Origin of the sequence: Legionella sp. km535 (genome assembly GCF_003990085.1) — a bacterium.
Classification (GTDB): Bacteria; Pseudomonadota; Gammaproteobacteria; order Legionellales; family Legionellaceae; genus Legionella; species Legionella moravica.
Genome location: NZ_RZGU01000002.1, coordinates 186,868 through 209,379, shown reverse-complemented (window position 1 = coordinate 209,379; position 22,512 = coordinate 186,868). Strand labels below are relative to the sequence as shown.

Sequence of the window (22,512 nt, the reverse complement as noted above, 5' to 3'; positions counted from 1 at the left end):
TGCAAAACCTGAAAGAAAAAAGCAGCTACAATTTAAATGTTTGCTAATGCCTCACGCATATTTTTTATGGTTTCATGATAACTGGTGCTATTGAATATAGCAGAACCGGCAACAAACTGGTTTGCTCCAGCGCGTGCCAGAACAGCAATATTTTGTGTAGTCACTCCACCATCGACACACAGATCAAGTTGAGGATAAAGCTGATGTATCTGGGTGATTTTACTAATCACTTCGGGAATCAATTTTTGTCCACCAAAACCAGGGTTCACCGTCATGACGAGGACAAAATCAAGATGATGTGCAATCCAGGTAAGATGATCAATGGCTGTTGCAGGATTAAGCACCAACCCCGCTTCACAACCCAGACTTTTAATTAATTGGATGCTGCGATCCAAATGGATTGTTGCATCAGGATGGATGCTAATCCTTCGGGCTCCCGCTTTGGCAAATGACTCAATCAGTGCGTCTACGGGAGTTGCCATCAGGTGTACGTCAATAGGAAGATTGGGAAAACGTTTTACTAAGGCTTCGCAAAAAGTAGGGCCAAAGGTTAGGTTGGGTACATAATGATTGTCCATGACGTCAAAATGAATGTAGTCAGCTCCAGCATTCATCACTGACTCTACCTCCTCCCCAATTCGAGTCATGTCAGCAGATAAGAGGGAGGGTAAAATTTGGTAGCTCATTATGTTATTTCAATAAAGATAATATGTGTATATCATATGCTGTCTGCGAATAACATTCCAGATACACGCTCTGATTCCAGGAATAAGATGAGTCAATACTGGAAGTGATTGGTTCAATTTTTGAACTGAGTATTGAGTATTTGTTCAAGTTATGGCATAATAATCTATGATTTCTGCCCTTGTAATTTTTAAAGTTACCCCCATCTAGTGGAAATTATTGTGATTCAACTCATGTTTTTAGGGAGTGTTTTATGAGTCAAAATTGGCCTACCAGAGACAGAGATTTGCAAACTGCTCGTGTGATTATGGAAGAGTATGCTAATGATCGCGAGAGCGATTCATTGGGGCTTTTTGAAATAGTAGTGGATCAAATCGAAAAGAGAATGAATTTTCGTTTATCGGGTTGGGTGGTTATATTAGCCAAACATTTTTCATCGATGTACGGTGCCAGTCAGGGTGATTTCGTTACTCGACAGGTGATCAGCCGTTGCATTACACAGGGCCAGACCGTCCACTAATTTTAGGGTGTTTAGCCATTTAGGTATGGGCAATATAATCCAGGTTGCCTTGACTTATTGAATTGGATAAAAGCCTGACTGCAGCCATTCTCAGTAATGTTCCTTGAGAATGGCATTTAAAAGGCAATGTTTTTAAAACTCAGCTAAATATCTCTTATAAGATAATTGAAATTCATTCGATTGCTCATACTGTTGCAAGGCCTGATTGATTGATGGCAGTAAATAGTTTTCTTCTTGATTCACGGCTATACCAAGCCCATAACCGTAGACAAAGGGTTGACCTATTACTGTAAACGCGCCGGATGAGTTGGCTGCCCAGTACAATGCTGTAGGATTATCAAAGAGGACATAATCTACGTCGCCTTTTCTTAAATCTTCAAGCATTACTTCGGTATTGGGATATTCTATAACCGTAGGATTAATGATGCCCATATCATTGATTTGGTCTTTAAACACAGTAGCCACTACAACGCCAATTTTTTTATCTTTTAATAATTGCAGACTGAATGTTTGCTGACCTTCATGGGTTTGGTTCGTAAGAAATCGTGAGTAGCTTGATAAATAAGGATTACTGAACCCCACTTTTTTTGAGCGTTCGGCAGTAATTGTTATTGAACTGACGGCTATATCAACTGTTTGATCTTCAACAGCAGCCAATAACTTTTCAAACTTCATCGGTACAAAAGTACAGGTGCGTTGCATGATTTTGCATAGGGCGCTGATCATATCAATATCAAAACCGTAGTAACCCTTATTGGAACCTTGCATAACAAAAGGGGGGGTAAAGCTGTCTATACCGACATTGAGTGGTTCTCCTACTGCGTGTAATGGAGACATCAAAAATATTAGAGTACTCACCAGGATGCAACGTAATAAGTTCATAGTTGGGTTTTCACTTTTAGATAAGATCTGTATATAGAGTATAGCGAGAATATGCTGAACTGGAACAGTAATTTTGGATTTCTGCCAGTTTTCTGAGGAAATAAAATCCGAAAGCAAGGTGATTGATTCAATCGAGGTCTTTATTAATTTTTGAGGGAGGTCAAGCACGGCTGTCCCATTAAAAATATGACGTCTTTCCGAGCGTAGCGAGGAATCTCCTGCAAGGTTGCACGATCCCATTAAAATGCGGCCATTAAAATCATATCAAGAGTTGAGTCTCCCCTGCCAGCCTTTTTCTGCAGGCGCCTAATGCTCATATCCTTAAATTTCTTTAGCGTGTCGAAAGGATATAAAAATCCAGGTACATCTTCTGATGACATCATTAAATTCCTTGTAAAAAAAAGAGTTTAAAAGGTAATGATAATTAATGCATTAATTCAGATTGTGCCAATTTGCAGGAGATTCCTCGCTACGCTCGGAAAGACCTCACATTTTTAATGGGACAACCGTGGGAGGTCAAGGACAATATGTTGTAATGCCACCAGGTCATAAGGTAGTCTTGAAGCTATATCCTAATCATGATTTCAGATTTGCCTATGACACAGCACGTTCTATTCTCCGAACTTCTCGCCTCAAAAGCATGGTTTATTGAAAAACATCTATCGAATCTTGAGCATCCATTAAAAGAACATGTAGAACAATTGCTTTTAATCAGTGATTATTCCTGCCGACAAATTAGCGTGCTGGAGCGTTTATTACAGGAGGATGATTGCAGTTGTTTGTTACTTCGGCAGGACTATTTTAATGCCGTTAATCAATGCAATATAGAGTCAGCTCAGCCTCTTTATTTGAGAGATTTGCGTCAGTTTCGAAACACTCATTTTTTACGGTTACTACTGCTAGAACTTGCTGGAATCGCCAATACCGAAGATGTATTGCGATCCTGGTCTGATTGTGCTGATGCAATTATTATTCATGCTTTGCGCTATTGCAGACACTCATTGTCGTTGCGCTATGGTACGCCTCGGAATGAGCTGGGTGATGAAGTTCTTTTATATGCGCTGGCTATGGGAAAACTCGGTGGTAGGGAACTGAATTACTCCTCGGATATCGATTTGATTTTTGCTTTTGGTGAAGCGGGTTCAACTGATGGTGAAGAGGCCATAACCAATCAGCAGTTTTTTAGCAAGTTGGTACAGCAGTTTATTCAAATTTTGCAAAACGTCACCCCAGATGGATTTGTATTCAGGGTGGATTTAAGACTTCGCCCCAATGGGGATAGTGGGCCTTTGGTTTCAAGTCTTGCCGCAATGGAAACCTATTATCAGGAGCAGGGCAGGGACTGGGAGCGGTATGCTATGGTGAAAGCTCGAGTGATCACGGAATCGCTTAATGAGCCTGTTCCCTGGTATGAACGATTAATTATCCCTTTTGTGTACAGACGATATGTAGATTTCAGTGTTATTGAATCTTTGCGCAGTATGAAATCAATGATTGAGCGAGAGGTACAGCTTAATCCGCGACTTGATGACATTAAGAGGGGACAAGGAGGCATTAGAGAAGTTGAGTTTATCATTCAGAATTTTCAATTGATTCGTGGCGGACGATTACCTCGTTTACAGGTTCAAAATACGATGTCGGCACTTGATGTATTGAAACAGGAAAAACTGCTGCCGCGTAGTGAAGCACTAAGACAAGCTTATCTTTTTTTAAGAAAACTGGAAAATGTATTACAAAGCCTTGGGGATCAGCAGACTCATTCGTTGCCTGATGAGCCGATAAAACAGGCACAGATAATATTGGCTATGGGATTTGCTCAATGGGATGATTTATTAGCCAAATTACAACAATATCAACGCATTATTTCTAATTCTTTTCATTCTGTTTTGGGAAAAGTAGATGATTATGAAGATGAGAAACGAGTGTTGGCCAATCAGTTATCCAGTCTGTGGCAGGGACACGTAGAACAGAGTATGGCAATTAACCTGTTGACCAGTTTGGGTTTTGAAAACGCGCCACATTGTTATCAAATGATTCATGCATTCCGACATGGCCCACGTTGTAGAAGGTTATCTCAGGGGGCGCGGATCAGGCTGGATCGATTTATGGTGATGTTGTTGTCCGAGCTGACTCATTTTACCAATACGGATGAAGTATTATTACAGGTAATGCATTTACTGGAACATATTGTAGGTCGCAGTGCTTATCTGGCTTTATTGACCGAAAACCCAATGGCATTACGAGAGTTGTTGTTTTGGCTAGCTAACAGCCCATTTATTACTTCTTTATTTGTAAATCAGCCGTTTTTGTTAGAGGTTTTGTTAGATCACGAGGAACACTGGCGTCCAGAATCTCGACAAGAATTAGAGTCAATCATCACTGAGAAATTGTCTCACGCAGAGGATATTGAGCTTCAAGAAGAAATTTTACGGCAATTTAAGCTCACTCATTGGTTATTGGCTGCTCGTGCCGAGCTTAATGGTTCAACGAATGCAATCAGGATTGGCAAGTATCTGGCTGATGTCGCTGAAGTAATCGTTACTCAGGTGATGAATATTGCTTGTCAACAATTAAGTCTCCGTCATCCGGAGATGTCCCAAATAAAATCGTCTTTTGCCATTATTGCTTATGGAAAATTAGGCAGCCGGGAAATGAATTATTCATCTGATCTGGATTTGGTATTTCTTCATATGGCTAAACCTGAGGAAGAGGCTTTAATTACTCGATTGACCCAAAAAATATTACACATGTTAACAACCCGAACGCAATCGGGTATTTTGTATTCCGTTGATACGCGCCTTAGACCTTCGGGCTCAGCTGGTTTATTGGTAAGTACCATTGATGCTTTTGTTGAATATCAAAAAGCACAAGCATGGACTTGGGAACATCAAGCATTATCAAGAGCACGCATAGTGGCTGGCAATCGCAAAATAAAGCAGGATTTTATGCGATTAAAAAAAGTGATTTTAGGGTTATCTCGAGAAACGTCTTTTTTGCTAGATGAGGTATTGGCCATGAGGGCTAAAATTGATCAACTTCAGGATCTTGACCCAATCAAACATGCTCCCGGAGGTTTGTTGGATTTAGAGTTTTTAATTCAGTTTTTAGTGCTCAAGACCGGTGACCTGCGATTCGCGCGATACACTCATACTTTGAGTCAACTGGAACAGTTATTTCTAATTCATGTGGTAACAAAAGAGCAATTGACTGTTTTAAAGGATGCTTATCGACATGATCACCATCTCCTGCATCAAAAAATACTTCAGCCTGGAATTGAGTACAGTGACGAGAGAAATAAAGCGGTGTTGGCTGTTTGTAAGGAACTTTATAATTCCTCGCTTTCGCGAGGATAACTGATAAACCAGAGGGGCATTCAGGAACAGGTTGTGGTTGGTTAAACTCCAACTTGCCAACAACCCCAGGTTTTGTAATTTATTACTTCACTTCAGCATACAGATCGTAATCGTCACTATCGACAATAGTGACTTCAACAAAATCACCTACTTTAAGATGTGCGGTTGGTGGAAGATAAACCAGCCCGTCAATTTCAGGTGCATCTGCCTTGCTTCGTGCAACAACCTGATCCGCTGTTATTTCATCAATAAGAACGGTTTGAGTACTGCCAATTTTGTTTTCCAATTTATTTCTGCTGATTTCTGCTTGTAATTGCATGAAGCGATGGTAGCGGTCTTCTTTAATTTCTTCAGGAACGGGATCTGCCAAATCATTCGCTTTGGCTCCTTCGACTGGCGAGTATTTGAAACAACCTACGCGGTCTAGCTGAGCTGCTTCAAGGAAGCTCAATAGTTCGGAAAATTCTTCTTCTGTTTCACCTGGAAAGCCGACGATAAAGGTCGAACGCAAGGTAATATCGGGACAGACTTCTCTCCATGATGCAATCCGTAATAAGGTATTTTCACTACTGGCAGGTCTTTTCATTGCTTTTAAAATACGAGAGTTAGCATGTTGTAAGGGGATATCCAGATAAGGAAGGATTAAGCCATCTCGCATTAAAGGAATGATCTCATCGACGTGAGGATAAGGGTACACATAATGTAAACGAACCCAAATACCCAACTCACCCAATTGTTCACACAAATCATAGAAACGGGTATTAACAGTTTTTCCTTGCCATTCAATGGGCTGATAACGAGTGTCAACTCCATACGCGCTAGTGTCCTGAGAGATGACCAGAATTTCGTTTACTCCAGCTTCTTTCAGTTTTTTAGCTTCTGTTAACACTTGGGTCAAAGGGTAACTTTGTAATTTGCCGCGCATGGTAGGAATAATGCAGAAGGTGCATTTTTGGTTGCAGCCTTCAGAAATTTTCAAATAGGCATAATGACGGGGTGTTAATTTAATTCCTTGTGGTGGAACAAGCTGAGTAAAGGGATCCTTTGGAGGTGGTAAATGTTGATGCACTGCATTTACTACTTCTTCATAGGCGTGAGCTCCACTGATATGAAGCACATCAGGACACGCTTCCTTAATGATGTCGGCTTTGGCTCCAAGACAACCGGTTACGATAACCCGACCATTTTCTGCCATGGCTTCCTTTACTGTATCCAGAGATTCTTTAACGGCACTGTCAATGAAGCCGCAGGTATTAATGACAACTACACCCGCATCCTGATAACTGGAAACCAGTTCATAACCTTGTGCACGTAATTGAGTGATGATTCGTTCCGAATCGACCAAGGCTTTAGGACACCCTAAACTGACAAACCCTACTTTATGATTCATAAAATTCTATCTGTAAAAAAATTGTACGGATTATACCGCAAATCAGCTTTGGTTGTCGACAGTTTCCTGCACTTCAATGGTTCTTGTTAATCGATTTTTTTGCCAGCAGGTTTCTTATTGATTAAAGGCGTCTTCGATGCAGGATGAATCAATTGATTGTTCTGCAGGTAGCGCATAATGAAATCCAAAGTTTCATGAAACTGAGCAGTGGATTGTTCACCTTGAAACAATTTTTTTGCCTCCAGATAATTGTTCCTGCAATAACGCTTTTTATTCATTTTTTCGATTTTCTTATAATGCGTGTTAAAAAACGACACCAGAGGATAAATTAAATCCTTCTCGGTAGCATGTTGCTGCAAGTGATTGTTAAATTCAGATAAGGACATATAGTTAAATGTATAATGATAGTGCTCGGAGAAATAACGACAGATCATGGGTAAATTCGCGTATTCAGCGGCCAGATGATATACCTTGTGTTTGGGATGTTCCTGCAGTGAAATGGCAATAATGTCTTCAGCAGTTTGATCTACTGGCATAAAACTGATTTGATTCGGGATATCGATTGCTACCTGGTGATTTAATAAATACACCAGCGTTCGTGCAACGATGTCTTTATCGGTGTATTGATTTTCAGATGAGGCAGTGACCATGGCGGGGCGGTAAATTTGAATTGGTATGCCCAACTTTTCTGATTGCCATATTAATTGTTCCGCTACCCATTTCGATTCAGCGTATCCAAAATCAACATACTTGAAGGCAGTGTTTCGGGTGTCTTCAACCAATAATCGTTTTGGTGTCCAGCCAAAAATTAATGTAGTTGAAATATAGTGGATGTATTTTAAATGGTGAGTAGCCGCTAATTGTATCATGGTGTTTGTACCATCCACATTACTGGGCTTTAGGACTTCATACCGGCTGAGATAATGGGTCATTGCACCGTTATGATAAATGCTATCAATCGTTTCAGCCAAGTTCTGCCAGTTGCATGGATCCAGACCAAAGTGCTCCTTGGCCAGATTACCGCAAAGAATGCTGACTCGTTGCCCCAGGCCCATTGCCTGACATCTTTCAAGGAGTCCATATTGATCCAGATTTTTAAGTACACGTGATAGTCCTGTTGGTTCATCAGCAGCATTGACCAGAAGTACTAATTGATAGTTTGTCATTTTCAATAGATTGAAACATAAATAAGCCCCTATAAATCCTGTACTGCCAGTAAGTAAACAATGGTGAATGGCGTTTTTGCTACATGCAGGCAGAATGGATGGTTCAACGGTACAATTGAGTCGTGCGTCGTTTTTAATTTGATGATGGGTATTTTTTGAATCTTTTTTAAAGCGTTTTAACCAATTGGCTATTAATCTGTCTCGCTCTTTGATGGATTTTGAGTTGAGGATGTCCTGATATTCTGACCATTGCATGGAGTACAATCTGGAAACCAGTACGTGATCGCTGTATTCAGGGCTGATTTTTTGGATTAACTGGCCGTGCAATTGGGTAAGGATCAGAGAAGTAACTCCTAATTCATAGAGTGTTTTATGATTTTGCGCCGGATCTTGCTTAACCAAATGATTCAAACAAAGCGTGTCTTTTAGCTGTTTTAAGGCAGTAATTGAGTGTTCTTTATATAATTGTTTGCACGCGAGGCGTTTCATTTTTCCTGAAGTGGTTTTGGGCAGTGTATAGCGAGAACATAAAACAAGATCGAAGAGTGAAATGTTGTGATGTTGAAGTATGAATTGAGTCAGAGCCTCCATATCGGGTAAACAATGTGTGTTTGTAACTTCAGCGATAATAACGATTTGGGTTTCGAGATGCTCCTCCCAGGACACTGCAACACAACCATGTGGCTGGATGCCAGGAAACTGTTCAACGGTGTATTCAATATCCTGGGGGTAAATATTGATGCCATTGCAGATAATGATTTCTTTGATTCGTCCTGTTATATAAAGCTGTTGTTGTTCAATAAATCCCAAGTCTCCCGTTTTTAAATAATTTTTGGTACTGCCCGGTATTTTTGCTTTGAAGATTTCTTCAGTAAGCTCGGGTTTATTGTAATAGCCCAGCGCATTACTTGGACTATGCAGCCAGATTTCTCCTTCTGTGCCATCATCACATGGAATTTGAGTCTGTGGATCGACAATCCGCATTTCAATATCAGGACAAAATCCACACGATATTTTTTTGTCCTTGGCCATCCAGACCGGGGTATTCGCTTGAGTGACAAACAAGGTGGCTTCCGCAAGGCCATAGGTTGGTTTTAATGCTTCTTTACGAAGTCCCATCGATTTAAATGTTTCATAGAATTTATCCAAAGTTGCACTATGGACAGGCTCGGCAGCATTGACGATGTTGTTCAGTGAGCTTAAATCCACTGTACGCCCATCCCATTGGGACACCATAAATTCATAGGCGGCATTTGGGCATTGAATCTGTGTGGCTTTAGTGTCAGAAATAAGCTGAATGAAGGCATTAGGGTTGGTCATGAAGGTGGTAGGCGCCATATAATAACCCGTATAGCCATGATAGAGACTGGCCAGATAGGCGCCAATTAATCCCATATCGTGGTAGTGGGGGAGCCATGAAGCAATGATGTGTTTTGACGATTTGTTCGTCAAATACAATCCGATTAATTCTAAATTGTGCAGCAGATTTTCGTGGGAAACCATGACTCCTTTAGGCGCACTGATTGATCCTGATGTGTATTGTAAAAAGGCAATTTCCGGATATTTTTCGGGTCTTTGAAAGTAATGATTGGAACATTCATCTTTATATTTTATCCAGGGTACGGAACACAGTTCGGAAGTATCCATTGGATCAGAACTGAGGATGCATTGTGGCTGACACTCGTTAATTATGGTCAGTATAGTCCTGAATTTTTTTATGTTGTGAGGATGCTTTAATGGAATGGGAATGATGCCTGATTGCAAACACGCCAGGAACATTACTATAAAATCGATACCTTTTGTGAATAATAATAGAGCCTTATCCCCACAACGTAATGGCGTTGAATGAGTTAAGAACGTACTCATTTGATTTATAGCGAGTGATAGCTCCTTATAGTTCATCTGTTCTGAAATGATGCCCTTTTGATTGACCCAGGCCAGTGCCAGCTTATTCGGTTGTGCTATTGAATGATGATGAATTGCATTGGTAACACATTCCATTTCAGGCCTCTTCATATTCCATGCTTTCTTTGCGATTATTTTTATAATAGGTCTTAAACTGGGTTGGCGTCCAGAATTTGCCAGTATTTCAAATTAAGCATTATACTTAACACTGGGATGAGTTTTTTGGATGGTAGGGAATGAGCAGAGTAACAGTCAGCTCCAACAGGATATTTGGGAATAAAATCCATAATTAAGGAACATAATATGACACATCGGAGTATATGGATTGCTTCCTTGATTTTATTTTTTTGTCCTTTCCTAAATTCATGTAAACAACAGAAGCCGTCTTATCAAACAACAGGCTATGTTGAATCCACCCTGTTTTTTGTATCAAGTCCAGTTGGCGGGCATTTAAAAAAACTATTTGTCCATGAAGGGGATTCCTTACATAAAGGCGAATCCATTTTATCAATAGAAGATCAAAAACCAATTAAAGCGCCAGCAACAGCAACGGTACACGAAATTTTTTATCAAATTGATGAATTAGTTCCTCCCAATCATCCGATTGTCAGTTTGTTGCTTCCCTCCAAGATGCGAATTATATTTTATGTGCCTGAGACGCATCTCAATAAAATAAAATTAGGGAAACGGGTGTCCGTTTTAATTAATAATCAAAATTATCCGGTTACAATAACGTACCTGGCAAATCAGGCAGAGTACACGCCTGATGCCCTCTTTAGTCAAGAGAACAGCCATAAACTGGTTTACAAAGTGAAGGCGGATGTAAAAACATCCAAGTTAAGAAATACATTAAAAATTGGTCAGCCTGTGGAAGTGGATTATGAGTAATCCAGGCTTAACCGAACCAGTTATTGATGTGTGCGGCCTTTCAAAATCTTTTAACGGGATCAAGGCGGTAATCGATTTAACTTTGCAAATTCAAGCGGGAACCATTTTTGGTTTTTTAGGAGCGAATGGCAGCGGAAAAACGACTTCTCTGCGCCTGCTGAGCGGTTTGCTTGTACCTGATCAGGGAAAAGGGCGTTGTCTTGGTCTGGATTTATTTACTCAAACGAAAATGATTCAGGCGCAAATAGGTTATATGCCGCAACAGTTTTGTCTTTATCAGAACCTGACTGTTTATGAAAATCTGGATTTTATTGCTCGAATTTACGGATTAAAAAATAGAAAGGCTCGTCTGGATGAAATTATAAAATTACTTCATTTAGCAGAAAAGAAAAATCAGATTTCTTGCACCTTGTCGGGAGGATGGAAACAACGGATTGCTTTAGCCGCTGCTTTATTGCATTCTCCGCGAATCCTGTTGTTGGATGAGCCGACATCTGGAATCGATCCTCAATCCAGGGTGTTAATCTGGAATCACATACAGGATCTGGTCGGGCAGGGCGTTACGGTATTATTAAGTACACATATAATGGATGAAGCAGAACGATGTCATCAACTGGCTTATATGTCTTATGGTGAAATACTGGCTAATGGTTCCTCAGTCGATATTATCCGATCTTCCAGGTTGTATTCTTGGCGAATAAAAGGAACGAATCTGGCTGAACTTAAACTATTACTAACTCAACACCCGGCACCCGTGCAGCTTATTGAAAAGGGAAGTGAGATTCGTATCAGTTCCGTGCATCCTGATGTCTTAACTCAGTTTGATCCGTCGATTTTTCACAATTATGAAGTTGAAGCAACGGATACGACTCTGGAAGATGCGTTTATTTTTAAAATACAACATGAGGAACCCTGAATATGACTTCCGGGTTTTCAGTTTATCGATTATGGGCCATCATGCGCAAAGAATTTATACTCATGAAGCGCGATCCTGCAACGATAATCATTATGGCCGTTTTACCTTTAATATTGGTATGTATGGCGGGTTATGCGATTAATACCTATCCAAAAAAAGTTCCCACCGTATTAATTAATTTTGACAACAGCGAGATCAGCCGAGAGCTTATCCGCAGTATGGAACATACTGAATATTTCAAATTTGTTGCATCTACCTCCAGTAATGAAGAAGCGTACCATCTTCTCAGAAGCGGGGATGCCTTGCTGGTACTTACTATTCCTGCAGATTTTTCCAAAAATTTGCGTCGTCATGAAAATCCCGCTTTACTGTTAGAGGATGGAAGCATTGACTCAATGTCTACGGGCAGGGCAATAATCGCTCTTGCAGGATTAAAGCAACAACTGTTAAAGACGTTTTTTCCCGGGGCATTTCATACTCTGGATCCCCCACCCTCATTTCAGCTCAATATCCATCGTCTTTATGATCCGGAGCGCATTACTCAGATTTATGTTGTTCCGGGTATGATTGGTCTTGTGCTCATGTTAACCATGTTGTTGATCACAGTAATTATTGCGTTTAGAGATGTGCAGGGAGGGACTATTGAATATTTATTAGCCTCACCTACACGTCCATCTGAAATTTTGTTAGGCGAGATCCTGTCTTACATCATTATTGGTTATGTGCAGTTAACTTTAGGATTATTGCTTTCATATTATTTATTTAATATTCCCTTTATCGGTAATCCCCTCTTGTTGTATTTATGTGCCTTGCCTTACATCATTGCTGAATTATCATTAGGATTAACCATAGCGACCTTTTGTAAAACTCAATTTGAGGCCGCACAGATTGTGAACGTGTTTATTGCTTTTTCAATCATACTGACCGGATTTGTTTTCCCCATTTTTGGCATGCCAGAATGGGCAAAAATTACCGGGTCGTTTTTGCCTCTGACTCATTTTTTTAAAATTTTGTTTGGTGTGATGTTACGTGGTAATGATTTTAGTGAAATCTGGGCCAATTTATGGCCTCTGCTAATTTTTTGCGTGGTTATGATAAGTCTGGCAAGTTTTCGATTTAAACGTCAGTTCAAATAAACTCAATAATCAGATGTTTGTAAATGTTATATCCTTTTAATTGCCTCGTAATGAGTCGTTTGCATTCGTTTGCCCAGAAAATTGGCGTAATAAAATCTAAAAAATAAAATTGTATTCAGTGCCAGTATGAAAAAACCCTCCATGATAAGATTTGGGTAGTAGGGCAGCAATTCATGTTCCAGGCGTTCCCAAATGAGATAGGAAGTAAGTCCTGGGATACCGATGACCGAGATTCCTGTAATTAAGATAATAAAGTTGGATTTTGTTGATTTAAAAAAGCGGCCAGAGAAATTGATGGGTTTATGTACCGTAAAGCCATTGTGCAACAAATCAAACAGAAAATAAGCCAGAATGATGAGGAATACCCATTCGAGATATAAAGCGGTTTGATGGATGTGTTCAAATAATAAAGTAAATACAGTCAGTGTTGAGGTTAGAATGATTATAAAAAAATGTCCTGGTTTGTATTTGTAAAAAGTGGCAATAAAATTAAAACTTAATCCAAGCAGCAGCAGGCTTTCGTCCAAAAGTCCAATCTTGATGTGTAACAAGAAATAGATGCCAACCTCAAAAGTAAAAAACATGGCGAGGCTTATTATTAAGTAATTTTTTATCGTGTTGATTTGGGTTCTTGAGTTCTGTAATCCCAAAAACAATTCAATACCGTGTATGAGCATTCGTGGAATGAAAAATTCATGGTAGGCCAGTTTGTATAAAAAATCGCGTATTTTTTGCGGAATCAAGGTGCTGGAACGCGATCGGTGTTTGAGATGCTCTCTTCGTTTTTCAATGCTATGGCGTTGATAAATAAGAGAAGGTGATTTGAGAAACTCAAAGGAGCGGTATATTCCATTTGCTATTCCATGAATTAATGCCAAAGTATAAAAACCTAACAAAATTTCAATATAGATGAGGCCCAGTTGGGTGATAGAAGCATAAGCAATCGCATTTTTTGCATCGGTAGCTTGTTTACTCATAAGACTGGTGAGTATCGTTGCAAGAAGGATGAATCCTGCAGCCACGATAGTGAATGTCAGGCTGGTATTGGGATGATTCATACTGATGTTCAAAAAGATGAACATGGGGATATGAGTCGCAATTCCGCCATAAAAGATGGCACTGGATGGCGTGGGCCCCTCCATGGCTCTGGGTAACCAAATCCAGGGGAAAATACTCGATTTAATTAAGCAGGCAATAAGAATAAAGAGCCCAGCGATTGGATTGTCAATTTGTGTATAGATATGACTGCCAAAATAGGCAGAAGAGATAAGTGCGGTGTAAAAAATCACATCAGCGATTTTATAAATGACCAGAATGATCAGAGAGTTCTTTAATACAGACTTCCGGTGTTCATAAAAGGCAATCAGCAATACTGATGATAATCCAAGTAACTCCCATCCAATAAAAATACTTTCAGAACTGCTGGTTAATACCAATAGCGATACTGCAAGCTCGAGTATGTAGAGTAGAGAAAAGAATTTATAGAAATAATAATCCCGGTGAAGATAAAAAGAAGAAAAGCGAGCAATCAGAGAAATCAGGCTGATACAAAAAATAAAAAAGACAATGGAGTAGGGATTCCATATTATTTTAAAACTGTCAGAAAAATATAAAAAATCATCGATCGTGATTTGAGAAAGATGGTGGTTCAGGAGGAGAATGAGCATCACATGAATCCCATCGAGGATAATACCCGAGCTAACCACCAGTCTTACTCTCTTTTCGCCTAATGAAATGGGCGTTTGACCACTAAATATCAATACCAGGAAAAACCTTAATAAAGAAGAAACAGTGAAATAATAAAAAAAATATTCTGATAAAAATTTATTCATGATCTGAGGTGTCCAAAGCTGAGGTGGTGTGCGTGATTAAATACATCTTCATCCTGATGAAAATAAGTTGGAGGGAAGCTGGAATTTTTGATGGGTTCAAACAACCCATCCTCATAAAGGTATACTTTTTTATCTTCTGTATTATGAACTGATAGTTTAACCCAACGGTTATTGGCTAATTCACTGAATTCCCCCGGTGTTTTTAATGCCTTTTGTAATGCAGGTAAAGAACAGATGACCAGAATACATAATCGGATGGGTTGATGTATTTCTATCATCTGACTGGAGAGTCCATTTTGTAGATCGCTCTGATATCCATTCATGACACCAATTAATGACGTGACATTATGAGGGAGTTTGGTACCGCAGCCATAAGTTTCATTGTCGATGTAGCTGAAATAATATTCGAGATTTATTCCAGCACAAACAGGGACGGCTGTATTCAAAATTTTATTCAGGATGATACCGTCTTTGTCCTGGGCCGGATCATAGGAAATTAGAAATGAACGCCTGTCCAGAAACAGATTTTTGGAGTGGCTTCTCGGCCCAATAATACATAAAGCATTGGTTGAATGACCATACTCTGGCCTAGGCTGGCGTAAATCAATGGATCGTTCTTGTACTTTGCGATGATAATAGGTGGGGGATTTGCCAAAAGGTACTGATGAAAAACGCCTGCATCGCTCTTTGGCATTTAATTGACTGGCACGTTTGATTCGGTTCTGAATGGTTTTGAAGTCAGATTGTATTTCCAGGGGGATATCATAATAGGAAATATCATCACTGCAGGTATTATGATAAGCACCAATAAAAGTCGTGTGGTTAGGGATGGCAATAGCTCGTTCCTTAAGACGTTCTCTGACCGTAGGTTCATTCAACAAAAGAGCCATCAAGCGAGAATTCGCTCCTCCTCTACCGCCTCCGCAGGCACCACAATCATAGGCCGCTTCATGAGGATTATTCAAACTGGACGATCCATGCCCCATAATGATGACATAACGGCCAAAATGTTGTGTCAAGCCTATCGCTGATAATAAGTTGTAAGCCAGAGTGCTTCGTGCTTCCAAATCCATTCCTGATGGACAGTCCTCTTTTTTGTAGACCAGTTCGGTATGCACTGTATTATTGATTAATTGAGTAAAGGAGTGTTTGATTTTTGCGGTCAGACGAGGGGAAATGATATCCAGGCTAAATGGGATTACTTTGAGAAAGCAGCTTAAAAATGTATCAACAGAACTGCGAAGAATGGTTTTTGAACTTAATACGGAAAGCCATAATAATTCGCCCCATAGAAACAAGGACTTAAGCCCCATCTCATTATTGACTGTTCCGTTCTCGGTGATGAGATATTCTGGCTTGGCATTAACTGGACACAGTGCTCTGGTATGTTTATCAAAATAGCCTTTAAATTGAATATTTAAACCGAAATGTCCAGCATAGCCAAAGGTTTCACAGGCTGGATCTCTTTCCAGGTATCGTCTGAACGACTCTTCTCGCTCATCAAGGCAGCAAATTATTTGATACTCAGGAGGTATTTCAGTGGGGGTCGGTGATTGGGTAACGTAGGCATTAAAGAAATTGTTATAGAACGTCCGTTCAAATGCTCGGTGCAGAATTTCTTGTCGCGATTTATCATCCAAAAAAGGCAGCGCTTGAATAAAAGCTGAGTGCAGATCCGGGTGTTTCAAGAGCTTGTTGAAAAAATGGTGGATAAATTGTTCTGAATGAAGGTAACTTGATTCGAATTTTGGAACAGTCGGCAGGTGTTTTGTGATGGTTTTGATGGCGGCCCATTCACAGATCATAATGATCGTCATGAATTCTGTAAAACAGGGTTTGATATCGGCAACTTTTATCCATTCAGGATGGTGGTTTAAACTTTTTATCATCCCCGCCCACCCTTTAAATCTATAGGCTAAATCAAAAAGATAGTCTGGCAGATCTTCAGAATCAATCTGTAATGCTTCAAGGAGTTCCTGCATTATTAATGACGGACTCATTTGCCCGTAGTTATTAATTTGCTGGCTTAATGATTTTACAAAAGCAGAATCAACAAATGAGGACGACACATAGAGTGCTCGGAAGCTTACCCACATTCCTTCCTTTTTATTCGTCATTGACCAATAGGCTGAGCCAAAATCAAAGTAGGTCGCCATGAATCTTAATAAATGAGGCGCGATAAAATGATCAATGTCTATCCCTGATTCCTCACGCAGCGCATAGTGATAAAAATTTTTTTTTGTTTGTATAAAATAATTTCTAACAGACTCGCACTCCTGCTTATCCAGGTAGTGATTCGCTGTTTCACTCTGGATTAACAGTCGGTACAGAATGTGATTGGGGATTTGGAGTTGGTGCTCTTTGATGTAGCAGTCAATTTCATAAAAGAGATCAGATTTATTAATGCCTCTATTGGCATACTCTTGCCAGTAAAATTCTTCTGGCATGAACGCATTGCATTGATAATCCAATGCTGCCTTTTTTACTGCATCACAGAAATCGAGATGCTGATAATGATGAATGGTGTTATGGTGAACAAAGTATTCAAGAGGTCCTTGTTCAGGGATCAGCTCCATAGCGTGATTGATTGAATCAATCAGTAACTCCTGTGTCATTTTCATGTTAACCCCAATACATCCTGGTTGAAAGCTCATGATTGTAGAGCGGCCTTAAATGACCGATTCCTGAAATTTGTAACAAAGTATCATCGGACAATTCTCTTAATGCATACAATTTTGTCATGATGGTATGATCAACAAAATTGCTGTTAAAATTCCGGCACGTGGCGGAAATTGACTGGCTAAAGCGATGCCCAGACACAGTGGCAGAGCGAGTAAAAACACACTAAATCCTGCGATTAAATCCGATTTAAAGGCATTCATTGTTGATCTCAAGAAATGAAGTTAACCCTTGCTTAGCATATTTTATGCCAAGGACATTATCGCATTGTGTGTTGGGTTATCAGCATACATGAAAAAGAACAGAGCAATCCGGGAGCACGTTTTTTCCTGGATTGCAGGTTGTTCAATAAGTGTAACGATATATCAGGAGTTGCGGTTTATCTGGTTTAAGTTGTGTAGAAAATCATTCGCTGAGCTTTCACCAACCAGCTTAAACTCATTGAGTTCTTTTCCTTGTGAGTTAAAAAAGACAAAAGTTGGCGGAGCAACTACTTGATACTCATTCATGATGGCCTTGTTTTCAGCATCATTAGCCGTAACATCAATTTTAATGATTTTAAAGTGATTTAATGCGGCCAGGACATTGGGATCCTGGAAGGTCGTTGCTTCCATAACCTTGCAGGAGGCACACCAGTCTGCATAAAAATCGAGCATGACAGGAGTTCCTTTTGCTTGTTCGATTTCTCGCTTGATGGCGGCCAGTGTTTTGGGTTGATTTGGTGTCTGTTGCGCAGGGCGTATTGTAGCCGCTTGCAGATTTGCCAAAGGTTGTAATGGATTGGTTGACCCCATGCTGGCGCCAATCAAAATGAGCAAGCCATAGCCCAACATGATGATTCCTGCTCCCTGGCAGAATTTTTCTTTACTGGAGACGGAGTGTGTTAAAGCTCCCGTATAAATACCGGAAAAGATGAGTAAACTTCCCCATAATCCCATAGTCAGTCCAGCGGGTATAATGCGCTCCATCAAATAAATGGCCACAGCGATGAGCATGACGCCAAAAAATGCTTTAACACCATTCATCCAGCTTCCGGTTTTAGGTAGCCATCTTCCGGCAGAAGTCCCAATGAGCAGCAGGGGGGTGCCCATCCCCAGGCTTAAGAAGAACAAGGTCAGTGTACCTAAAAGAACATTACCCGATTGAGCAATATAGGTTAATACACCGATTAATGGCGCAGTAACGCAGGGTGACAGAATGAGGGTGGAAAGACAGCCCATAATCGCGGCACCAAAATAGTGTCCTCCTCTTTGACTTCTGCTGGATCCGGCTATTTTAGCTTGCCAGGAATCAGGGAGTTTAAATTCATAGAAGCCAAACATGGATAAAGCCAGTACTATAAAAATCAGGCTGAACAGGCTGATTGCCCATGGTGATTGCATGCTGATTTGCAGATTGGCGCCCAGCTTTGCAACGATTGCCCCGACTACAGCATAAGTGATGGACATACTAAGAACATAACTTAGCGAGAGAAAAAATGCTTTTTTTGTCGTGACATCCTTACCATGGCCAACGATGATCCCCGACAACACGGGAACCATGGGCAAAATACAGGGTGTAAACGACAGCAGTAAGCCAAATCCAAAAAAAATAAACAGTATGGTTACCCATCCATTATTTTCAAATACCTGTGCTATTTCGTTACGCGGTGCCTTGGTGGTGACTTTGGCATCATTTGATGATTGTTCCAGAGTAACCAGTGAAAGGGCCAATTGGTCATCAATAGCTATTTTAATGTGTTTGACTTCAGGAGGATAGCAGAAGCCATCATCAGAACAGCCTTGATAATGCAGATTCAGGATGGTTTCACCTGGTTCTTCACCCAGAATTGCAACCGGAAGAACGAGTTGATTTCTGTAAACATCATAAGTATGCCCCTGCTTGTCAGTTTTTTTCAGGGTTGGAGGAAAACGTAAGGTCCCTAAATGAATATTACTGTCTTTTTGTTCTGTTAGTTTGATTCGGTCACCGTATAAAAAATAATCGGGTTTTATTTCCCACTGGATTACAAAAGTATTGGGATCGACTTTATTTATATTCACCTGGAATACTTCCGATGCAGGAAGAGGGTCAGCATTGGCGAGCGAAGTAATAAAGTAAAGTATTGATAATAAAAGCCATTTTTTCATGCTTTGCCTTTATATAGTAAAAAGTTAATCCTCATTGTAGTGCCAGTATCGATAAAAGCGAAAATATTTTTTGTTTTTACCCTTGAAAGTTTTATTCTCGGCCCCATATGCCAGTCATCAGGATTGTTTGCCAGTTGGCAGGCAAGACACATAAATCATAGTTTAATTAAAATCAGGAGATAAAAGTATGAAAATTCGTCCTTTACACGATCGCGTAGTTGTTCGTCGTATGGAAGAAGAGCGTACCACTGCCGGTGGTATTGTTATTCCAGATAGTGCTACTGAAAAGCCCATGAGAGGAGAAGTTGTTGCTGTTGGCGTTGGCAAAGTTCTGGATAACGGCGATGTTCGTGCTTTGGCAGTAAAAGTTGGTGATGTAGTACTGTTTGGCAAATATTCTGGTACAGAAGTTAAAATTGATGGCAAAGAATTAGTCGTGATGCGTGAAGATGACATCATGGGTGTAATTGAGAAGTAATCTAATCTAATTGTTTAAGGAGATTGAGTAATGGCTAAAGAATTACGTTTTGGTGACGATGCTCGCCTACAAATGCTTGCTGGTGTCAATGCATTGGCTGATGCCGTACAAGTGACCATGGGTCCACGTGGCCGTAATGTGGTATTGGAAAAGTCTTATGGTGCACCTACTGTCACTAAAGATGGCGTATCTGTTGCTAAAGAAATTGAATTTGAACAACGCTTCATGAATATGGGCGCTCAAATGGTTAAAGAAGTGGCTTCCAAAACTTCTGATACTGCGGGTGATGGTACAACTACTGCTACTGTATTAGCACGTTCTATTCTTGTTGAAGGAAATAAAGCGGTTGCTGCCGGTATGAATCCAATGGATCTGAAACGCGGTATAGACAAAGCAGTATTGGCTGTTACTAAAAGATTACAAGAGATGTCCAAGCCTTGCAAAGACACTAAAGCAATTGCACAAGTTGGTACTATTTCAGCTAACTCTGACGAAGCTATTGGTTCCATTATTGCTGAAGCAATGGAAAAAGTTGGAAAAGAAGGCGTGATCACTGTTGAAGACGGCAATGGTCTTGAAAATGAATTGTCTGTTGTTGAAGGAATGCAATTTGATCGCGGTTACATTTCTCCATACTTCATCAACAATCAACAAAACATGACTTGTGAGCTGGAGCATCCATTCATTCTGTTAGTTGACAAGAAAGTTTCCAGCATTCGTGACATGCTGTCAGTTCTTGAAGGCGTTGCAAAATCAGGTCGTCCTTTATTGATAATTGCAGAAGATGTTGAAGGCGAAGCTTTGGCAACTCTGGTTGTGAATAACATGCGCGGTATCGTTAAAGTATGTGCTGTTAAAGCACCTGGCTTTGGTGATCGTCGTAAAGCAATGTTACAAGACATCGCGATTTTAACCAGCGGACAAGTTATTTCTGAAGAAATCGGCAAGAGCCTTGAAGCGGCTACTCTGGAAGATCTGGGTACTGCCAAGCGGATTGTTGTTACTAAAGAAAATACAACCATTATCGATGGTGAAGGTAAAGCTGCTGAAATCAATTCACGCATTACTCAAATTCGTGCTCAAATGGAAGAAACTACTTCTGACTACGATCGTGAGAAATTACAAGAGCGTGTTGCCAAATTGGCTGGTGGTGTTGCGGTAATTAAAGTTGGCGCTGCTACTGAAGTAGAAATGAAAGAGAAGAAAGCTCGTGTAGAAGATGCGCTTCATGCGACTCGTGCTGCTGTTGAAGAAGGTATTGTTGCTGGTGGTGGTGTTGCATTGATTCGTGCTCAAAAAGCTCTGGATGCACTGAAAGGTGATAATGATGACCAAACTATGGGTATCAACATTCTGCGTCGTGCTATCGAATCTCCAATGCGTCAGATCGTAACTAACGCTGGTTATGAATCTTCTGTTGTTGTAAACAAAGTTTCTGAACATAAAGATAACTATGGATTCAACGCAGCAACTGGTGAATACGGTGATATGGTTGAGATGGGTATTCTGGATCCAACTAAAGTAACTCGTATGGCATTACAAAATGCAGCTTCTGTTGCAAGCTTAATGTTAACCACTGAATGCATGGTTGCAGATTTACCTAAGAAAGATGAAGGCGTTGGTGCTGGCGATATGGGCGGCATGGGCGGTATGGGAGGCATGGGCGGCATGATGTAAGCTACCCTGCTTCTCTTAAAAACCCGCCTTATGGCGGGTTTTTTTTTGATGACATGAACAGCTGGGCGCTTCGCCCAATATTTCTTTGTATACCATTATTAACTTTGCTTTTGTAATTATGGACATGCATCAAAGTCGATTTGTTTATGGTGATCATTGATTGGGGATTGAGGTATCCGTTTACAAATAAATTGAAATAGGTTGTTTTTAAGTCATTTTAAACTATTATTAATATCATGATAATAAATAAGGGATATATTATGAGCAGCGTGATTAAAAAACTGGAAGTGGCTTTGGCTGATACTTATGCTTTATATCTTAAAACTCAAAATTATCATTGGCATGTCAAAGGCCCCCAATTTAAGAGTTTACATGAACTTTTTGAAATGCAATATAAAGAATTGGCGGAGGCTGTTGATCAGGTTGCCGAGCGAATATTGATTATGGGGCATAAAGCACCGGCGACTTTTACGGAATATAATCAATTAAAAACCATCAAAGACGGTGATTCCAGCCTGAGCGCCAATCAAATGGTTATTGAATTGGCCAAGGATAACAGTACCTTAGTCAATGATTTAAATCAGGCTATCAAAATTGCCCAGGAGAATAATGACGAGGGAACGGTTACTTTATTAAGCGATCGTATCGCCGCTCATCAAAAAGCGCATTGGATGTTAACTGCATCAGTTGATTCGAAATAATTAAACGAACTTTAGGGACGTTGCCTCTATATCCCGGTCACATTTCTGCGTTGATTTAACAACATGTAATGTTTAATGGGATTGGAATAACATAAAGAATGCAACAGATGGAGCTCTGGCCTTAAGATCCCCTCATCCGCCTGTCGGCACCTTCTCCCTCCGGGAGAAGGTCGTTA

Annotated in this window: 17 protein-coding genes; 8 read left to right on the top strand and 9 right to left on the bottom strand. The window is 40.2% G+C overall.

Features of this window, described 5'->3' with window-relative positions; all coding sequences use genetic code 11:
• Positions 1–32: 32 nt before the first annotated feature.
• Positions 33–686 carry a ribulose-phosphate 3-epimerase gene (rpe, locus tag ELY21_RS02130; protein WP_127106451.1) on the bottom strand — a complete coding sequence of 218 codons (654 nt, stop codon included), beginning with the start codon at positions 684–686 and terminating at the stop codon, positions 33–35.
• A gap of 251 nt (positions 687–937) precedes the next feature.
• On the opposite strand from rpe, the gene ELY21_RS02125 reads away from it, so the two are divergent.
• Positions 938–1,204 (top strand): hypothetical protein, encoded by a 267-nt coding sequence (locus ELY21_RS02125; protein ID WP_028384788.1) that lies wholly within the window; start codon positions 938–940, stop codon positions 1,202–1,204.
• Between the two features lie 132 nt (positions 1,205–1,336).
• On the opposite strand, the gene ELY21_RS02120 is transcribed toward ELY21_RS02125, so the two are convergent.
• Together ELY21_RS02120 and ELY21_RS15540 are read right to left on the bottom strand one after the other, a co-directional pair.
• Positions 1,337–2,326: a transporter substrate-binding domain-containing protein gene (locus tag ELY21_RS02120; RefSeq protein WP_370272431.1), complete on the bottom strand. Its 990-nt coding sequence runs from the start codon at positions 2,324–2,326 to the stop codon at positions 1,337–1,339.
• Positions 2,326–2,469, bottom strand: coding sequence for a hypothetical protein (locus ELY21_RS15540; RefSeq protein ID WP_158618497.1), 144 nt, complete (start codon positions 2,467–2,469; stop codon positions 2,326–2,328). The genes ELY21_RS02120 and ELY21_RS15540 overlap by 1 nt, the downstream gene beginning before the upstream one ends.
• A 213-nt stretch (positions 2,470–2,682) precedes the next feature.
• Between ELY21_RS15540 and glnE the strand changes: the two genes are divergently transcribed.
• Complete coding sequence (glnE, locus tag ELY21_RS02115; RefSeq protein ID WP_127106449.1) at positions 2,683–5,439, top strand: bifunctional [glutamate--ammonia ligase]-adenylyl-L-tyrosine phosphorylase/[glutamate--ammonia-ligase] adenylyltransferase; 2,757 nt, start codon at positions 2,683–2,685, stop codon at positions 5,437–5,439.
• Positions 5,440–5,521: 82 nt separating this feature from the next.
• Here glnE and rimO read toward each other — a convergent pair whose 3' ends face one another.
• A complete protein-coding gene (gene rimO / locus ELY21_RS02110; RefSeq protein WP_127106447.1) occupies positions 5,522–6,829 on the bottom strand; it encodes a 30S ribosomal protein S12 methylthiotransferase RimO in 1,308 nt (435 codons plus the stop codon).
• Positions 6,830–6,915: 86 nt separating this feature from the next.
• Positions 6,916–9,996 carry a thioester reductase domain-containing protein gene (locus ELY21_RS02105; protein WP_158618496.1) on the bottom strand — a complete coding sequence of 1,027 codons (3,081 nt, stop codon included), beginning with the start codon at positions 9,994–9,996 and terminating at the stop codon, positions 6,916–6,918.
• Between the two features lie 207 nt (positions 9,997–10,203).
• On the opposite strand from ELY21_RS02105, the gene ELY21_RS02100 reads away from it, so the two are divergent.
• Genes ELY21_RS02100 through ELY21_RS02090 form a run of 3 tightly spaced genes read left to right on the top strand, consistent with a single transcriptional unit; the run spans position 10,204 to position 12,840 of the window.
• Positions 10,204–10,788: an HlyD family secretion protein gene (locus ELY21_RS02100; protein WP_127106443.1), complete on the top strand. Its 585-nt coding sequence runs from the start codon at positions 10,204–10,206 to the stop codon at positions 10,786–10,788.
• On the top strand, positions 10,781–11,704 hold the full coding sequence (locus ELY21_RS02095; RefSeq protein WP_127106441.1) for an ABC transporter ATP-binding protein: 924 nt from the start codon (positions 10,781–10,783) through the stop codon (positions 11,702–11,704). The genes ELY21_RS02100 and ELY21_RS02095 overlap by 8 nt, the downstream gene beginning before the upstream one ends.
• 2 nt (positions 11,705–11,706) lie before the next feature.
• Positions 11,707–12,840 carry an ABC transporter permease gene (locus tag ELY21_RS02090; protein WP_127106439.1) on the top strand — a complete coding sequence of 378 codons (1,134 nt, stop codon included), beginning with the start codon at positions 11,707–11,709 and terminating at the stop codon, positions 12,838–12,840.
• Positions 12,841–12,866: 26 nt separating this feature from the next.
• Here the strand turns inward: ELY21_RS02090 and ELY21_RS02085 are convergent, their stop codons facing one another.
• The 4 genes from ELY21_RS02085 to dsbD all read right to left on the bottom strand — a co-directional run bounded on the left by ELY21_RS02085 (position 12,867) and on the right by dsbD (position 19,480).
• Complete coding sequence (locus tag ELY21_RS02085; protein WP_127106437.1) at positions 12,867–14,672, bottom strand: proton-conducting transporter membrane subunit; 1,806 nt, start codon at positions 14,670–14,672, stop codon at positions 12,867–12,869.
• Positions 14,669–17,293 (bottom strand): putative inorganic carbon transporter subunit DabA, encoded by a 2,625-nt coding sequence (locus tag ELY21_RS02080; RefSeq protein ID WP_158618495.1) that lies wholly within the window; start codon positions 17,291–17,293, stop codon positions 14,669–14,671. Before ELY21_RS02080 ends, ELY21_RS02085 begins: the two co-directional genes overlap by 4 nt.
• Before the next feature lie 117 nt (positions 17,294–17,410).
• Complete coding sequence (locus ELY21_RS15535; protein ID WP_158618494.1) at positions 17,411–17,554, bottom strand: SulP family inorganic anion transporter; 144 nt, start codon at positions 17,552–17,554, stop codon at positions 17,411–17,413.
• Between the two features lie 162 nt (positions 17,555–17,716).
• Positions 17,717–19,480, bottom strand: coding sequence for a protein-disulfide reductase DsbD (gene dsbD, locus ELY21_RS02075; RefSeq protein ID WP_127106433.1), 1,764 nt, complete (start codon positions 19,478–19,480; stop codon positions 17,717–17,719).
• 187 nt (positions 19,481–19,667) lie between these two features.
• Here dsbD and groES point away from each other — a divergent pair, with 187 nt between their 5' ends.
• From groES to ELY21_RS02060, 3 genes are all read left to right on the top strand, one after another.
• A complete protein-coding gene (groES, locus tag ELY21_RS02070) occupies positions 19,668–19,958 on the top strand; it encodes a co-chaperone GroES (protein WP_028384778.1) in 291 nt (96 codons plus the stop codon).
• 30 nt (positions 19,959–19,988) lie between these two features.
• On the top strand, positions 19,989–21,635 hold the full coding sequence (gene groL / locus ELY21_RS02065) for a chaperonin GroEL (protein WP_127106431.1): 1,647 nt from the start codon (positions 19,989–19,991) through the stop codon (positions 21,633–21,635).
• Between the two features lie 260 nt (positions 21,636–21,895).
• Positions 21,896–22,336, top strand: a complete 441-nt coding sequence (locus ELY21_RS02060) for a Dps family protein (RefSeq protein ID WP_127106429.1) — start codon at positions 21,896–21,898, stop codon at positions 22,334–22,336.
• Positions 22,337–22,512 lie beyond the last annotated feature (176 nt).

Bases quoted from the DNA above. Each gene is read 5' to 3' on its own strand.
- rpe (WP_127106451.1), bottom strand. From the start codon at position 686: ATGAGCTACCAAATTTTACCCTCCCTCTTATCTGCTGACATGACTCGA.
- ELY21_RS02125 (WP_028384788.1), top strand. From the start codon at position 938: ATGAGTCAAAATTGGCCTACCAGAGACAGAGATTTGCAAACTGCTCGT.
- ELY21_RS02120 (WP_370272431.1), bottom strand. From the start codon at position 2,326: ATGGGATCGTGCAACCTTGCAGGAGATTCCTCGCTACGCTCGGAAAGA.
- ELY21_RS15540 (WP_158618497.1), bottom strand. From the start codon at position 2,469: ATGATGTCATCAGAAGATGTACCTGGATTTTTATATCCTTTCGACACG.
- glnE (WP_127106449.1), top strand. From the start codon at position 2,683: ATGACACAGCACGTTCTATTCTCCGAACTTCTCGCCTCAAAAGCATGG.
- rimO (WP_127106447.1), bottom strand. From the start codon at position 6,829: ATGAATCATAAAGTAGGGTTTGTCAGTTTAGGGTGTCCTAAAGCCTTG.
- ELY21_RS02105 (WP_158618496.1), bottom strand. From the start codon at position 9,996: ATGGAATGTGTTACCAATGCAATTCATCATCATTCAATAGCACAACCG.
- ELY21_RS02100 (WP_127106443.1), top strand. From the start codon at position 10,204: ATGACACATCGGAGTATATGGATTGCTTCCTTGATTTTATTTTTTTGT.
- ELY21_RS02095 (WP_127106441.1), top strand. From the start codon at position 10,781: ATGAGTAATCCAGGCTTAACCGAACCAGTTATTGATGTGTGCGGCCTT.
- ELY21_RS02090 (WP_127106439.1), top strand. From the start codon at position 11,707: ATGACTTCCGGGTTTTCAGTTTATCGATTATGGGCCATCATGCGCAAA.
- ELY21_RS02085 (WP_127106437.1), bottom strand. From the start codon at position 14,672: ATGAATAAATTTTTATCAGAATATTTTTTTTATTATTTCACTGTTTCT.
- ELY21_RS02080 (WP_158618495.1), bottom strand. From the start codon at position 17,293: ATGAAAATGACACAGGAGTTACTGATTGATTCAATCAATCACGCTATG.
- ELY21_RS15535 (WP_158618494.1), bottom strand. From the start codon at position 17,554: ATGAATGCCTTTAAATCGGATTTAATCGCAGGATTTAGTGTGTTTTTA.
- dsbD (WP_127106433.1), bottom strand. From the start codon at position 19,480: ATGAAAAAATGGCTTTTATTATCAATACTTTACTTTATTACTTCGCTC.
- groES (WP_028384778.1), top strand. From the start codon at position 19,668: ATGAAAATTCGTCCTTTACACGATCGCGTAGTTGTTCGTCGTATGGAA.
- groL (WP_127106431.1), top strand. From the start codon at position 19,989: ATGGCTAAAGAATTACGTTTTGGTGACGATGCTCGCCTACAAATGCTT.
- ELY21_RS02060 (WP_127106429.1), top strand. From the start codon at position 21,896: ATGAGCAGCGTGATTAAAAAACTGGAAGTGGCTTTGGCTGATACTTAT.